Origin of the sequence: Mesorhizobium sp. M1143 (assembly GCF_040318435.1) — a bacterium.
Taxonomy (GTDB): Bacteria; Pseudomonadota; Alphaproteobacteria; order Rhizobiales; family Rhizobiaceae; genus Mesorhizobium.
Genome location: NZ_JAMYMJ010000052.1, coordinates 1 through 13672 on the forward strand (window position 1 = coordinate 1; position 13672 = coordinate 13672).

Genomic DNA, 13672 nt, shown 5'->3' on the forward strand with positions numbered 1-13672 from the left:
CCGGCCAGGACATCGGCTCCGGCGGCAGCTGCACCGATCTGGAGATCGACGCCTCCGCGAGCGGCGGGCGCGGGCTGCCGCCGCTCGACGGCAGCGGCGACGCGACGCTGAAGAACGGCGTCGCGCTGATGAAGACGCAGGCCAGGAGCCTGCGCGGCCAGGCGGTCGACATCCACAAGCTCGATCTGTCGTCGGGAACCGCGCGCATCACCGTCTCCGGCCCGGTGTCGGTCGACGCCAACGGCCTGGTCAATGCCGACCTGACGATCAAGCTGCAGGATCCCAAAGCCGTGGCGGCAATCCTCGCCACCGCAATCCCCGAGCAGAAGAGCCAGATCGAGCAAGGCTTTGCCGGTCTGGCGCTGCTCGGCAACGAACCGTCGATGCCGCTCAAGGTGGTGAAGGGCAAGGTCTCGCTCGGCTTCATTCCGCTGGGCAAGATCAAGCCGCTCGATTAGAGCAATTCCAGGAAAAGTGTGAGCGGTTTTCCGTCCGGAATTGCGTTAAAACAAAGAGATAGAGCATGATCGCAAAGAGCGGGAATGGCTTTTGGGGAGAGATCATGCTCGAGCAAGCCGACGCATGAACCGACCGGTGAAACTGCTGAGCGTTGGCGCGCTGACGCTCGATACCATCCTGCGCGTCGAAACCCTGCCCACGCATCAGGGCAAGTTCATCGCCTCGGACGGCATCCAGATCGCCTCGGGCATGGCGACAAGTGCTGCCTGCGCCGCCCGCCGTCTCGGCGCCGAGGTGTTCCTGTGGGCAAGTGCAGGTGACGATGCCGTCGGCGACCAATTGCTTGCCGGCATCAAGGCCGAGGGCGTCGATTGCGGCTTTGTTCGCCGCGTCGAAGGCGCCCGCTCGGCGCTGGCCGCGATCCTGGTCGACGCTCATGGCGAGCGCATCATCGTGCCCTTCTACGACCCAAAGGCGCAGGCCGACCCCGAGGCGGTGCCTGTCGCCGATCTTTCCGGCTTCGATGCCGTGCTGGTCGATGTGCGCTGGCCGGGCGCCGCCGCTCTTGCCTTGACCGCCGCGCGCAGCGCCGGCCGTCCCGCCATCCTCGACGCCGACACGGCGCCGGTTGAGGTGCTGGAGCGCCTGCTGCCGCTGGCATCGCACATCGTCGCTTCGGAGACGGCGGCACGCATCGTCTGCGGCCACGCGCTGGACCCCGAAACCGCCTGTGCCGACCTCGCCAGCCGCACCGACGCCTTCGTGGCGGTGACCGGCGGCGCCTCGGGAAGCTGGTGGCATGACCGGTCCGCCGGATGCGTGCGCCACATCGCGGCGCCGAAGATCAAGGCGGTCGACACGCTTGCCGCCGGCGACGTGTTTCACGGTGCCTTTGCCGTCGGGCTTGCCGAAGCCATGCCTATCGAGCAGGCCTTGCGCTTTGCCAGTGCTGCCGCCGCGCTCAAATGCCAACGCTTCGGCGGCCGGCTGGGAGCGCCAAACAGGGCCGAGACAATGGCCATGCTCGAAGCGACGTGGCCCGCTTGAGGGAACTTAGCTCTTCGCCGGATGTTCCACCGCCTGGCGGCCAAAATCCGGCACGTCGATGTCCTGGCCGGCCTCGATGATCGAACGGCGAACGGCCCGGGTGCGGGTGAACAGGTCGAACAGCTTGTCGCCGTCGCCCCAGCGGATCGCCCGCTGCAGCGAGGCGAGGTCCTCCGAAAAGCGCGCCAGCATTTCCAGGATGGCATCCTTGTTGTGCAGGCACACGTCGCGCCACATGGTCGGGTCGGAGGCGGCCAGACGGGTGAAGTCGCGGAAACCGGAAGCCGAATATTTGATCACTTCCGACTTGGTCACCGATTCCAGATCGTCGGCCGTGCCGACGATGTTGTAGGCAATGATGTGCGGAAGATGCGAAACGATGGCCAGCGTCATGTCATGATGCTGCGGGTCCATCGTGTCAATGTTGGAGCCGCAGCGCCGCCAGAATTCCGACAGCTTTTCCAGCGCGGCCGGATCGGTTCCCGGCAGCGGCGTGAAGATGCACCAGCGGTTTTCGAACAGCTCGGCGAAACCCGCATCCGGGCCCGATTTCTCCGTACCTGCCAGCGGGTGCCCCGGAATAAAATGCACGCCTTCCGGCACATAGGGCTGCATTTGCGCAATGACGGAGGCCTTGGTCGAACCGACATCGGTGAGGATGGCGCCTTTTTTCAGCGCCGGCGCGATCTCTTGCGCCACCTCGCCCGACGATCCCACCGGCACCGAGACGATGATCAGGTCGGCATCGCGGACCGCTTCCCTGGCGTCGGTGGTGTAGCTCTCGCCAAGACCGAGCTCCTTCGCCCGTGCCAGCGTGGCCGGGCTGCGCGTCGCGATGGCGACATGGCGGGCCAGGCCCTCGCGGCGGATGATGCGGGCCAGCGACGAGCCAATCAGGCCGATGCCGACCAGCGCGATCTTTTCAAACATCGGTAATGTCATTGTTTCAGCTTTTCAGGAATGTCGTGAGGGCGTCGATGACGCCGCGATTGGCTTCTTCGGTGCCGACGCTCATGCGAAGCGCATTGGGAAAGCCATAGCCGGTAACGCGCCGCAATATATAGCCGCGCTGGGTGAGGTAGTCGTCCGCCGCCTCAGCCGAATGCCTCTTGTCGTCGGGAAAGTGGATGAGGACGAAATTGCCGACGCTGGGCGTCACGCGCAGCCCAAGCTTCGTCAGCTCTTCATTCAGCCAGGTAAGCCAGGTCTCGTTGTGCAACGAACTGCGCTCGACATGGGCGCGGTCGCGGATGGCGGCAATGCCGGCCTCGATCGCTGTTGCGTTAACGTTGAAAGGGCCGCGGATACGGTTGATGGCATCGACTATGTGCAGTGGGCCATACATCCAGCCGATGCGCGCGCCGCCAAGGCCGAGCTTGGAGAAGGTGCGGGTCATGACCACATTCTGTGCGCTGCCCGCCAGCTCGATGCCGGCCTCATAGTCATTGCGCCTGACATATTCGGCATAGGCCGCGTCCAGCACCAGAAGCACGTTGCCCGGGAGCGCGGAATGCAGACGGCGGACCTCCTGGAACGGCAGATAGGTGCCGGTCGGATTGTTGGGATTGGCGAGGAAGATGATTTTGGTCCGCGGCGTCACCGCGGCCAGGATCGCGTCGACGTCGGCGCGCTCCTCGGTTTCCTTCACAGCAACCGGCTTGGCCCCCGCCGACTGAATGTAGATCTTGTAGACCATGAAGGCATGTTCGGTAAAAATCGCCTCATCGCCTGGCGCAAGATAGGTCTGCGCCAGCAGGCCCAAAATCTCGTCGGAACCGTTGGAGCAGATGATGTTCGCCGGGTTGAGGCCATGCACCTCGGCGATCGCTTCGCGCAGCCGGCGGGCGGTGCCGTCGGGATAGACATCGAGCTTGGCAGCCACTTCACGCGCGGCCTCGATCGCCTTCGGCGACGGGCCGAGCGGGTTCTCGTTCGACGACAATTTATGGACCTTGGCGACGCCGGCCGGGGCAGTGCTCTTGCCCGGCACATAGGCGTCGATGTCCATAATGCCCGCGCGGGGCGTCGGCCGTGCCTTGTCCGCTTTCTTGTCCATGTCGCAAATCCATCGAGAATGCCTCCGTCCGGAGGCCGCAGCGGAAATACAAGCCGTAGCCGCGAATGTCGAGAGGCGGGCAATAGCTGGCCGTTGACGCCGGGCCGCACGAGTTCTAGAAGAACGCAACAGTTCCGTGGTGATTTGGCCGGTCGGCTTGCAGCCACGTTAAACAACTCGCTAAAGGGCCGTTTGCGTGACGTAACCGGCTTTGCGATCGCATTGCCGGTTTTTTATTGCCTGACGGCGGGCAAGGAGAGTCACATGGCCGCGCTCCGCGCTACAAAAACCAACAACGAGGCCGACAACCCGTCGAGCCCTGTGTTGCGTTTTGGCCCTGACAAGCCGCTGAAGCTCGACGCCGGCACGCTTTTGTCGCCGTTCCAGATCGCCTACCAGACATATGGCGCCCTCAACGATGCCCGCACCAACGCCATCCTGGTCTGCCACGCGCTGACCGGCGACCAGCATGTCGCCAGCACCAATCCGGTGACCGGCAAGCCCGGCTGGTGGGAAGTGCTGATCGGTCCCGGCAAGATCATCGACACCAACCGCTTCTTCGTCATCTGCTCCAACGTCATCGGCGGCTGCCTCGGCTCCACCGGTCCGGCCTCGACCAATCCCGCCACCGGCAAGCCCTACGGCCTCGACCTGCCAATCATCACCATCCGCGACATGGTGCGGGCGCAACTGATGCTGGTCGACCATTTCGGCATCGAAAAGCTGTTTTGCGTGCTCGGCGGCTCGATGGGCGGCATGCAGGTGCTGGAATGGGCGTCATGCTATTCCGAGCGCGTCTTCTCGGCCCTGCCGATCGCCACAGGCGCACGCCATTCCTCGCAGAACATCGCCTTCCACGAGGTCGGCCGCCAGGCTGTCATGGCTGATCCGGACTGGCATGGCGGCAAATATTTCGAGCACGGCAAGCGCCCGGAAAAGGGGCTCGCCGTGGCGCGCATGGCCGCCCACATCACCTATCTGTCGGAAGCCGCCCTGCATCGGAAATTCGGCCGCAATCTGCAGGACCGCGAAGCGCTGACCTTCGGTTTCGACGCAGATTTCCAGATCGAAAGCTATCTGCGCCACCAGGGCATGACATTCGTCGACCGCTTCGACGCCAACTCCTACCTCTACATGACCCGTTCGATGGATTATTTCGACCTCGCCGCCGACCATGGCGGCCGGTTGGCAGATGCCTTTGCCGGGACCAAGACCCGCTTCTGCCTGGTGTCCTTCACCTCGGACTGGCTGTTCCCGACCGAGGAGAGCCGCTCGATCGTGCATGCGCTCAACGCCGCCGGCGCCTCCGTCTCCTTCGTCGAGATCGACACCGACCGCGGCCATGATGCCTTCCTGCTCGATGAACCCGAACTGTTTGCCGCCATCAAGGGCTTCATCGGCTCGGCGGCCCGCGCAAGGGGGCTCGCCTCATGAGCGTCAATGGCAGCCAGCGCGTCGACCTCGAAGTCGTGGCCAACCTGATACCGCCGCAGTCGCGGGTGCTCGATGTCGGCTCCGGCGACGGCCTGCTGCTCGAACTCCTGCAGGAGACCAAGCAGGTCGACGGCCGCGGGCTGGAGCTGTCACAGCGCGGCGTCAATGAATGCGTGGCGCGCGGTCTCTCGGTCATCCAGGGCGATGCCGATACCGACCTCGAATTCTATCCGGACAAGGGTTTTGACTTCGTCGTCCTGTCTCAGACGCTGCAGGCGACCCGCAACCCGAAGCTGGTGCTCGACGAGCTGCTGCGAATCGGCAACCGCGCCATCGTCTCCTTCCCCAATTTCGGCCACTGGCGGGTGCGGCTGTCGCTGTTCGTCAATGGCCGGATGCCGGTGACCGCGGACCTGCCCTATTCCTGGTACGACACGCCCAACATCCATTTCTGCACCATCCGCGACTTCGTCAATCTGGTCGAGGAACTCGGCGCTTCGGTCGAGAAAGCCACCGCGCTCGACGGCAACGGCCAGAAGATCGGCCTGTCGATGCCATGGTGGTTCTGGAATTTCTTCGGCCAGCAAGCGGTGTTCTTGCTGAAGCGGTAGTTTGCCCCTATTCCAGCACGTCCGTCGCCTTGTGCGGGTGCTGAACGCCATCGGCGATGATCACATCGGCGTGGGAGTTGTCGGTGCGCAAGGCCAGAATCTCGCGATAGGCTGATGAATCGTACCAGCCCCACGCATGCGCCCTGTCCGGAAACTCGATGACGATCAGATGCCCGGGCCATTCGTTTTCGACCACGTCCATGTCGCCGCCGTGGACAAGGAAGCGGCCGCCGAACGGCTCCAATGTGGCGTCGATCCTCTGCAGATACTCGACAATCTGCGGGCCCATTGTGACTTGACGCATATGGGCGACGGCGTAGGCGGCCATGGCTGAACTCCCTGTGAGATCGAAGCCCGACGACCGGCTTCGTTGGCGCAATCTGCAGACATGATGGCCATCGGTCGATTACGTCTGGGGTAATCGGCCGGCTTACCGGCGTCCTGGCTCAACAGTTTGTGATGACATTGCCGCTGGTTTTTTGTAGCGTCGAATCGAATGCCATCCCGGGGTAAGGCTTGGACGGCGACCATCAAAACCTCCGGCCTCCAGGCATTTCGGGGCACAATCGAAGCAACATGTCCAAGGCAACCGACCTCGCTCCGCTGATCTCGGTGATCACACCGACGCACAATCGCCGCAGCAAGGTGGTGCGCGCCGTGGAGAGCGTGCTGGCGCAGAATTTTCCCCGGTTCGAACACATTGTCGTCGATGACGGCTCGACCGACGGTACGGCAGCCGCACTTGCCGAAATCCGCGATCCACGGCTGATCTATGTTGGCTCGAAATGGCGCGGCGCCAATGCCGCCCGCAATGCCGGCATCGAGCGGGCGCAGGCGCCGGTGGTGACATTCCTCGATTCCGACGACGTCTATTTGCCGGATCGCCTGGCGCGGACGCTGGAGCAGTTCGACAACAATCCCTCGCTCGAAGTGCTGATCAGTTCCTTCGTGTCGCTGAAGGGCAATCGCCGCACCAACTGCGTCAACCGCGAGGCGCTGCTGAGCCGCGACTCGCTGGAGCGGGCCCTTGTCGCGCAGACCATCTTCATTGCCGGGTCGGCAATCACCGCCCGGCGCGAGTCGCTGCTGGCCATCGGCGGCTACGACAGTGACGTCACGCGCATGCAGGATCGCGAATTGTTGCTGCGCTTTGCCCGTCGCAGCGGCGCGCAGCTGTCCGAAGTGATCGACTGGAAAAAGTACAACTCGGAGAATTCGATCTCCGGTCGCCGGGACGGCTATGTCGAAGCCTATGCGAGCTTGATCGACAAGCACCCCTATATCGCCGACCGCTACCCCTACATTCCGCCTTACATGATCGCCCGGCAGCTCATCGCCGATGCACTCAAGGGCAGGGTTTCGCAGGCGTTCTCCGGCTATATGGCCAACCGGTCGTCGAAGGCGCTTGGCTATTCGCTGCCGCAGCTGTTGCGTGGCTATGTCGGCGGCCGGCGCTGGCGCCGCGATCTCTATGCCGAATTTCGCGACAAATACGGTGCACGGCCGGCCTGAAGTTTGCCGACAAGCCGCGCAGCGGCTTTCCCCTCCGAACTGCCTCAAACCTCATTTGTCGAGTTCCGGCAGATATGGGTCGGAATATAGCCGCCGGTCGCGTTCGCCCTGCAGGCAGTCCATGGGTGCGGCGGCATCGATCGGGACCACGGTCGCATCTGCGATGCCGCTCACCTCCAGGATCAACTTGCGGCGTATGGCGGTGGCGAATTCCGAGGCCGCATAGATCGGCAACACGAAGGAGCCGGGCCCACCGGTGACGCAGTCGTCATAATACTGGTCGAGATGGCTGAAGGTCGGCGACGGGCTGATCAGGATCGGCAGGCCGTTGATGACGATGCCCTTGGCCACCGCCGCATCGCGTGTCGTGGCGACGGGCAGCCCGGTGTTGTTGGGACCGTCGCCGGAAATGTCGATGACGCTGCGTGGCGCATCGAACCCCGTGCCCTCGAACAGCCCGGCGCCGAAGGCAAGCGCGCCCGAAATCGAGGTGCCGCGAAAGCTGCGGAACGGCCGCGCTTCTATTCTGTCGGCGAAGGCGTTGGCGCTCTCTGCGCTGTCGATCACCTGCCAGGCGATGACGCCATCCTCGCGCACGACGCCCGCCCATTCGAAATAGGCAAGCGCGATGCGCCCGGTGGTTCCCGAGCGCACGGCCTTGATGAAATCGGGATGCCTGAGCGCCTCGACATAGCCCGCGCGCTGCAGCGCGAACTCCCTCTCGTCCATCGACTGTGAGATGTCGACGGCCAGCACCAGTTCGACATCCACGGCAACGGCCGGGGCAGCCACGGGCGTGGTGCAGGCAAGGCAGGCAAGCAGGCTGAGCGCATCGAGCATGGCCGCACCACGGACGTTTGGACCCGTGAATCTTCGCCGCGATCGCGGCGAAATAAAGCCCCTTCTACTTCTTTCGCCGCACGGCCGCTTTCGGCGGCGGGTCGATGGCGCCGGTCCTGACTCGGGCGGGTTTCAGTGGCGCAGCACCCGTATCCTTCACGATGTTCAATGCGCGTGGAAAGAAATGACCATTGTGCAGTCCGCGCCCGATGTTGAGGATCGCGGTTTCCGGCAGGCGTTTCTCCAGCATGGACAGTACCCTTCGCAGCGAAGGACCATCGAACGCGTCCATCGCTTCGTCGATGATCACCCATTTCGGCTGCCGCAAGGCCAGTCTGGCGAAGGCCAGCGACCGCTGTTCGTCATCGTTGAGTTCACGCTCCCAGCGTGCGGAACGGTCGAGCGAGGATGACAGCCGCTCGAGGCCGACCTCGGCCAGCACCGCCCCAAAATCAGCATCGCCAGCCGGCGCCGAGCCATTCGGATGCAGCACTTCGCGTAACGTGCCGGCAGGAAAATACGGAACACGCGGCACGAAAATCGGCGTTTCTCCGGCCGGCAAGCCGATCCGCCCGCTGCCCCAGGGCCAAAGGCCGGCAATGGCGCGGAAGAACAATGTCTTGCCGGCGCCTGGGTCGCCGGTGATCATGACGCGCTCACCGGGATGGATCTCGACATGGCTGTCTGAAAGTTTGGTGCAGCCCTCCGGCGAGGCCACTTGGAGCTTCTCGAAGGTCAGGCTGCCATTGGCGTTATCGCCGAATTCGATGCGCTTTTCCTTGTCGTGCAACACATCGGTTTCATCGAGCGCAATGCGGAAGTCGGCAACGCGCATCAGCGTGGCGCGCCAGTCGGCGATGCCGCCGATATTGTTGATGAACCAGCGCAGCGACGAGTGCACCTGGTTGAAGGCGCCGACCGCCATCATCAACCCGCCAAAGCTGATATCGCCTGAAAAATAGACCGGCGATGCCACAAGGATCGGCGCCACCACGGTGATCCAGCCATAGGTATCGGTCACCCAGGAAAGGTTGATCTGCGCTTTGTAGATGTTTCGCATCGCGCCCAGCACCGTGCCAAGGTCGATTTCGAGCCGTCTCTTGGCATCGGCTTCGCCGTGATAGAGCGCGATGGCGTCGACATTCTCGTTGACGCGCACCATCCCGGAACGCAGCTCGGCCTCGCGGGTGTAGCGGTCGCTGTTGAGGCGGATCAGCGGCCGCCCGACCAGCCAGCTCAGCCAGGAGGCGATGCCGGCATAGAGGAACGCGGCCCAGACCATGTAGCCCGGTATCGCCAGCGACCAGCCGTTGATGTGGAAGACGAAGCCCGACGAGAGTTGCCAAAGCACGCCGACGAACGACACCAGCAGGATGAAGGATTGCAGCAGGCCGACGCCGAGGTCCGTCGACAGATCGGACAGATGCGCGGCATCCTGCTGCATGCGCTGGTCGGGATTGACGCCGATGGCGCCGGCATTGGCGAGCCGGAAGGCCCGCGCCGGCCGCATCCATTGGTCGATCAGGTCGAGCGTCAGCGCCTCGCGCAGCTTCAGCCGGATCATCTGGTTGAGCCAGGTCTGAGCGATGTTGAGCAGCAGCAGCGTGCCGGCAATCACGGCAAAGATCATCAGCTGGTGCAGGAAGGCCGCCATGTCGCGACGCGCCAGCGCATCGTAGAAAGGCTGGTTCCAGCGGTTGAGCAGAACCTGGCCGATCGACGTCGCGACGATGACCGCCATAATGCCGACCGACGTCCAGACCAGCCACTTGCGCACCGGTGAGCCTATCAGCGCCCGTTTGATCGTCGCCACCTGATCGCGCAGGCTGCTGGCATCGACGGTTACCGGCTGAGCGGCGGCGGACTTGTCCGGTTGATCAGCCATGCACGAGGTCCTTGCGTTCAGAAGCGTTGCTGAAACCAGATGGAGAGACTTGAAGGCATCCGCCGCTCAAACGGACCGCGAATGCATCTGCGACAGATAGGTGGGAAAAACCCACGCAACACCAGTTTTCATGATGATCACGAAGGTGTCACCTGACGCGTCGTCGATGTCACCCCTTCCGCCCGGCGGCCAAGCCGCGTCGCACCGTGCGGTGACAGTACCGGCACGAAGACACGGCGCGAAGCGCGCTGCGCGACCGGCACGCCCTGATAGAGCCGCTTCTGCGCCTCGACCACGATGACGCCGGAAAAGATCGGCCAGAACCGCCGGCCGGCGCGCTCCAGCACATTGTGGAACCGCATCATGAAGCGCCGCGGCGATGGCGGGAAGAACAGCGCGTCGGACCAGGAAGCCGGCGTGAAATTCGCCTCGCGCAGCAATTCTGTCAGCTGGCCGCGCGAGAACGGCCGGCCATTGCCGAACGGCGTGTGCTCGAACCGCGCCCAGACACCGCGCCGGTTGGGCACGACGATGACGACGCGCCCTGCCGGCGACAGCACCCGCCAGATCTCGTTCAGCGTCTCGCGCGGGTTTTCGACATGTTCGAGCGAATGCACGAGCAGCATGCGGTCGATGCAGGAATCGACCAGCGGCAATTCCTCGTCGAAGACCAGCGCCGTAGCCGTCGGCCCGTTCGCCGGCCAGACGACGGCGCCTTGCGTAGCAGGCATGAAGGCAAACACCCGCTCGGCATCGGTGCCGAACCGCTCCAGCCACGGCAAGGTATAGCCGAGCCCGACCAGCCGCTCATTCGGCACTGTTGCCCATATTGAGGACAGCGCCATGGTGATCGAGCGTTCAGCCAGGCGGCCGAGCGTGGTCGAATAGAAGGAGCGGAGATCGACGATATCGGAATGCATGCGCGGGACGGTAGCTGCGATGCCGCCGAAGTTCAACAAAGCCGCCAGGCTCTGCAAAGCTAGATGACATCAGCGGCCAAGCGCCCTATGTCTGCGCCAACAGATGGAGAGATGCCAATGCCGGTCGAAATCGAACAATTCATGTGCCGCAGCGACAATTTCGGTGTGCTGGTGCATGACCCGAAAAGCGGCGAGACCGCCATTATCGACGCACCCGAAGAAGCGCCGATCATTGCCGCTATCGAGCGTACCGGCTGGAAGCCGACGATGATCCTGACCACCCACCACCATGTCGACCATGTCGAGGCCAATCTGGCGCTGAAGGAGCGCTTCAAGCTGCGCATCGTCGGACCGGAGGCGGAAAAGGAAAAGATCCCCGGCATCGACGAGACCGTCGGGCAAGGCTCGGTCGTCCATCTCGGCGGTGAGCGGATCGATGTCATCGCCACGCCCGGCCACACTGCGGGCCATGTCTCCTATCATTTTCCGGCCTCGAAAGTGGCGTTCACCGCCGACACTTTGTTCGCGCTCGGCTGCGGCCGGCTGTTCGAATGCAAGCCGCCGGTGATGTATGAGTCGCTGAAGAAGCTCGTCGCACTCCCGGCCGACACGGTCATCTATTGCGGCCATGAGTATACGCTTTCGAACGCCCGCTTTGCGTTGACCGTCGACCCGACCAATTCGGCGCTGAAAGAACGCGCCGCCAAGATCGAGACCCTGCGCGCCGACAACAAGGCGACGCTGCCGACCACGATCGGCGAGGAATTGTCGACCAATCCGTTCCTGCGCTGGCACGACCCGGCGATCCGCAAGCATCTCGGTATGGAGGCGGCCTCCGACGCCGAAGTGTTCGCGGAAATCCGCAAGCGCAAGGACAATTTCTGAGCATCATTCCGGGATCAGCCATGACCAGCGCCGCTGAAATCATCGCCACGCTCGGCCTCAAGCCGCATCCGGAAGGCGGCTGGTATGCCGAGACCTTTCGCGACGGCGCCGGGCGCGGCCATTCGACGGCGATCTATTTCCTCCTTGAACAGGACCAGATTTCGGCCTGGCACCGGGTCAAGGACGCGGCCGAGGTCTGGCACTTCCATGCCGGAGCGCCGCTGGCGCTGTCGATGTGCGAGGAAGGTAGTCCAATGCTTAACCAGGTGATCGAGCAGGTGCTCGGCATTGAGCTTGCGGCGGGCGAGCGGCCGCAGATCGTCGTGCCGGCCGGCTGGTGGCAATCGGCGCGCAGCCTCGGCGAATGGACGTTGGTCGGCTGCACCGTGGCGCCGGGCTTCGACTTCGCCGCGTTTGAAATGGCCGAGCCGGGCTGGCAGCCTTAGGCCAGAAGAAAACCAAGAGTTATGCAGAGCTGGGCGGCATAGTAGAGCACCCAGACCGCATAACGGATGCCGGCGCGATAGGGTGCTATTGCCGGAACCAGGAATTTCTCCGCGGCAAGCAGCCCGTCCGATGCCATGAACATAACAGCGCCGCCGATGACCCACGGATTGGCGAGCGTCAACGCCGAGATGCCCATCGCCAGAATGGCCGCGATATAGATGGCGATCGGCACCCGCAGGCCGGGACTGACACGGCGCCAGAGCGCCGCCAGCATGACGACTGCGAAGGCCGCCATGGCAAGCGCGATGGCGCCGCGCCATGTCTCGGTGCTGAGCACATCCAGCCCGCCGCCGCCGAGCAGGAAGAGCGGCACATAGAGGACATGCGCCGCAAGGAAGCTGGCCAGCCCGCCGAGGAAGGCCTTTTCGCCGTCACGCGACAGGAAGGCATCGCCGACGGCGCTGAGCGCCAGCGCAGAGACGAGCAACAGCGGCCCACCTTGCATGAAGGCCAGCGCCGCAAGCATGGCCACGGCCAGCGTCTTTGCCGCCGAGCGGGCCAGCGTCGGCCGCATATCCAGGGTGAAGGCGTAGATCACCGCCGCCACCAGCGAAAAAATCAATGTTGCATTTGCGTTGGCGTCGATGCCGCCGGCAAACGGCATCGTCATGCGCTTGCCCCGCCAGTTGCCGCCTTGCGCAGGAACAACGATTTCGCCGCCAGCGCCGCGCCGCCGGTGATCAGTACGCAGGCCGCCAGGATACGCAGCGACGGCTCGGCAACGCCCGCCGCGATCAGCACCAATGTCGACAGCAGTGGCGCCGCATAGCTTGCCGCGCCGAGCACCTGGATGTTGCCTCGTTTGACGCCGATATCCCAGGCGTAGAAGGCGGCACCCACCGGCATCAACCCCAAACCAACCACCGCCAGCCACTGGCCGGGGCCATCGGGCAGCACCGTCTTTTCCAGCAGAAGATGGCAGATGAGGGACAGGGCTGCCGTGGCGGCGCAGAACCAGGTGACGATTGAGGTCGGCACCGCCGGAAAGCGCCGCGACAGCAGCGAATAGGACGACCACAGCAGCGCACAGACGGCCGCCATCGCATAGCCGAAGGTGTAGCGAGCATCGAAGGCGAGGCCGCCACCCTTGGTGACGATCAGCACGGTCCCGGCGAGCCCGAGCAGCGCGCCGACGACATGGTTCCAGGCCAGCTTCTCGCCCGGCATCAGCGCTGATCCCAGCACGATCAGCAGCGGCCACAGATAGGCGATCAGGCTTGCCTCCACCGCCGGCGCGTTGCGCAGCGCGGTGAAATAGAAGAAATGGTAGCCGAACAGTCCGGCAATGCCGATCACCCAGACCTGGCGTGGGATCTTCAGGCTTTTATCGGTCGCCGGCATGAACAGCCGGGCAACCAGCCCGACCGCGGTGCCGATGGTGAAGGTGATGGCCGAGAGCAAGAATGGCGGCACGGCGCCCGACGCATCGGTGAGCAACGCCAGCAGCGCCCACATGGCGACCGCCGAGAAACCGATCAGTGTTGCGCGCCCCATGCCCGTCTCCGGCGACTCGCCC

Annotated in this window: 15 protein-coding genes and 1 riboswitch; of the genes, 7 read left to right on the forward strand and 8 right to left on the reverse strand. The window is 63.9% G+C overall.

Annotated elements, in window-relative coordinates:
• A partial coding sequence (locus NKH35_RS25760; protein ID WP_352916836.1) for a DUF2125 domain-containing protein occupies positions 1-458 on the forward strand: 458 nt, incomplete at its 5' end.
• Positions 459-582: 124 nt separating this feature from the next.
• On the forward strand, positions 583-1506 hold the full coding sequence (locus NKH35_RS25765; protein WP_352916838.1) for a sugar kinase: 924 nt from the start codon (positions 583-585) through the stop codon (positions 1504-1506).
• 6 nt (positions 1507-1512) lie between these two features.
• Here NKH35_RS25765 and NKH35_RS25770 read toward each other — a convergent pair whose 3' ends face one another.
• Together NKH35_RS25770 and hisC are read right to left on the reverse strand one after the other, a co-directional pair.
• Positions 1513-2448, reverse strand: coding sequence for a prephenate/arogenate dehydrogenase family protein (locus NKH35_RS25770; RefSeq protein WP_352916840.1), 936 nt, complete (start codon positions 2446-2448; stop codon positions 1513-1515).
• Positions 2449-2452: 4 nt separating this feature from the next.
• The gene (gene hisC / locus NKH35_RS25775; protein ID WP_352498143.1) at positions 2453-3562 is read right to left on the reverse strand and encodes a histidinol-phosphate transaminase; all 1110 of its coding nucleotides are present in this window, start codon (positions 3560-3562) and stop codon (positions 2453-2455) included.
• Between the two features lie 126 nt (positions 3563-3688).
• Positions 3689-3766: riboswitch (SAM riboswitch) on the forward strand.
• A 60-nt stretch (positions 3767-3826) separates the two neighbouring features.
• On the opposite strand from hisC, the gene metX reads away from it, so the two are divergent.
• Both metX and metW read left to right on the forward strand, forming a co-directional pair.
• Positions 3827-4996, forward strand: a complete 1170-nt coding sequence (gene metX, locus NKH35_RS25780) for a homoserine O-acetyltransferase MetX (RefSeq protein ID WP_023685352.1) — start codon at positions 3827-3829, stop codon at positions 4994-4996.
• Positions 4993-5607, forward strand: a complete 615-nt coding sequence (metW, locus tag NKH35_RS25785) for a methionine biosynthesis protein MetW (protein WP_023673299.1) — start codon at positions 4993-4995, stop codon at positions 5605-5607. The genes metX and metW overlap by 4 nt, the downstream gene beginning before the upstream one ends.
• Before the next feature lie 7 nt (positions 5608-5614).
• Here the strand turns inward: metW and NKH35_RS25790 are convergent, their stop codons facing one another.
• On the reverse strand, positions 5615-5935 hold the full coding sequence (locus NKH35_RS25790; RefSeq protein WP_023694041.1) for a DUF1330 domain-containing protein: 321 nt from the start codon (positions 5933-5935) through the stop codon (positions 5615-5617).
• 248 nt (positions 5936-6183) lie between these two features.
• Here NKH35_RS25790 and NKH35_RS25795 point away from each other — a divergent pair, with 248 nt between their 5' ends.
• A complete protein-coding gene (locus NKH35_RS25795) occupies positions 6184-7119 on the forward strand; it encodes a glycosyltransferase family 2 protein (protein ID WP_023673297.1) in 936 nt (311 codons plus the stop codon).
• 51 nt (positions 7120-7170) lie between these two features.
• Here the strand turns inward: NKH35_RS25795 and NKH35_RS25800 are convergent, their stop codons facing one another.
• From NKH35_RS25800 to NKH35_RS25810, 3 genes are all read right to left on the reverse strand, one after another.
• Positions 7171-7959, reverse strand: a complete 789-nt coding sequence (locus NKH35_RS25800) for a DUF1194 domain-containing protein (RefSeq protein WP_023714977.1) — start codon at positions 7957-7959, stop codon at positions 7171-7173.
• A 64-nt stretch (positions 7960-8023) separates the two neighbouring features.
• Positions 8024-9844 (reverse strand): ABC transporter ATP-binding protein/permease, encoded by a 1821-nt coding sequence (locus NKH35_RS25805; RefSeq protein WP_023734614.1) that lies wholly within the window; start codon positions 9842-9844, stop codon positions 8024-8026.
• Between the two features lie 137 nt (positions 9845-9981).
• Positions 9982-10764, reverse strand: coding sequence for a class I SAM-dependent methyltransferase (locus NKH35_RS25810; RefSeq protein ID WP_023670688.1), 783 nt, complete (start codon positions 10762-10764; stop codon positions 9982-9984).
• A 117-nt stretch (positions 10765-10881) separates the two neighbouring features.
• Here NKH35_RS25810 and gloB point away from each other — a divergent pair, with 117 nt between their 5' ends.
• Positions 10882-11649 (forward strand): hydroxyacylglutathione hydrolase, encoded by a 768-nt coding sequence (gloB, locus tag NKH35_RS25815; RefSeq protein WP_023734615.1) that lies wholly within the window; start codon positions 10882-10884, stop codon positions 11647-11649.
• A 20-nt stretch (positions 11650-11669) separates the two neighbouring features.
• A complete protein-coding gene (locus NKH35_RS25820; RefSeq protein WP_023706325.1) occupies positions 11670-12095 on the forward strand; it encodes a cupin domain-containing protein in 426 nt (141 codons plus the stop codon).
• Here the strand turns inward: NKH35_RS25820 and NKH35_RS25825 are convergent.
• The gene (locus tag NKH35_RS25825) at positions 12092-12766 is read right to left on the reverse strand and encodes a lysoplasmalogenase family protein (RefSeq protein WP_023742898.1); all 675 of its coding nucleotides are present in this window, start codon (positions 12764-12766) and stop codon (positions 12092-12094) included. The two genes, NKH35_RS25820 and NKH35_RS25825, sit on opposite strands and share 4 nt — an antisense overlap.
• Entirely contained in the window at positions 12763-13650 is an 888-nt protein-coding gene (gene yddG / locus NKH35_RS25830; RefSeq protein WP_023670684.1) for an aromatic amino acid exporter YddG, read from the reverse strand. The genes NKH35_RS25825 and yddG overlap by 4 nt, the downstream gene beginning before the upstream one ends.
• Positions 13651-13672: the final 22 nt, after the last annotated feature.

Excerpts from the sequence above, each read along its gene's own strand:
- NKH35_RS25765 (WP_352916838.1), top strand. The coding sequence starts at position 583 with ATGAACCGACCGGTGAAACTGCTGAGCGTTGGCGCGCTGACGCTCGAT.
- NKH35_RS25770 (WP_352916840.1), bottom strand. The coding sequence starts at position 2,448 with ATGACATTACCGATGTTTGAAAAGATCGCGCTGGTCGGCATCGGCCTG.
- hisC (WP_352498143.1), bottom strand. The coding sequence starts at position 3,562 with ATGGACAAGAAAGCGGACAAGGCACGGCCGACGCCCCGCGCGGGCATT.
- metX (WP_023685352.1), top strand. The coding sequence starts at position 3,827 with ATGGCCGCGCTCCGCGCTACAAAAACCAACAACGAGGCCGACAACCCG.
- metW (WP_023673299.1), top strand. The coding sequence starts at position 4,993 with ATGAGCGTCAATGGCAGCCAGCGCGTCGACCTCGAAGTCGTGGCCAAC.
- NKH35_RS25790 (WP_023694041.1), bottom strand. The coding sequence starts at position 5,935 with ATGGCCGCCTACGCCGTCGCCCATATGCGTCAAGTCACAATGGGCCCG.
- NKH35_RS25795 (WP_023673297.1), top strand. The coding sequence starts at position 6,184 with ATGTCCAAGGCAACCGACCTCGCTCCGCTGATCTCGGTGATCACACCG.
- NKH35_RS25800 (WP_023714977.1), bottom strand. The coding sequence starts at position 7,959 with ATGCTCGATGCGCTCAGCCTGCTTGCCTGCCTTGCCTGCACCACGCCC.
- NKH35_RS25805 (WP_023734614.1), bottom strand. The coding sequence starts at position 9,844 with ATGGCTGATCAACCGGACAAGTCCGCCGCCGCTCAGCCGGTAACCGTC.
- NKH35_RS25810 (WP_023670688.1), bottom strand. The coding sequence starts at position 10,764 with ATGCATTCCGATATCGTCGATCTCCGCTCCTTCTATTCGACCACGCTC.
- gloB (WP_023734615.1), top strand. The coding sequence starts at position 10,882 with ATGCCGGTCGAAATCGAACAATTCATGTGCCGCAGCGACAATTTCGGT.
- NKH35_RS25820 (WP_023706325.1), top strand. The coding sequence starts at position 11,670 with ATGACCAGCGCCGCTGAAATCATCGCCACGCTCGGCCTCAAGCCGCAT.
- NKH35_RS25825 (WP_023742898.1), bottom strand. The coding sequence starts at position 12,766 with ATGACGATGCCGTTTGCCGGCGGCATCGACGCCAACGCAAATGCAACA.
- yddG (WP_023670684.1), bottom strand. The coding sequence starts at position 13,650 with ATGGGGCGCGCAACACTGATCGGTTTCTCGGCGGTCGCCATGTGGGCG.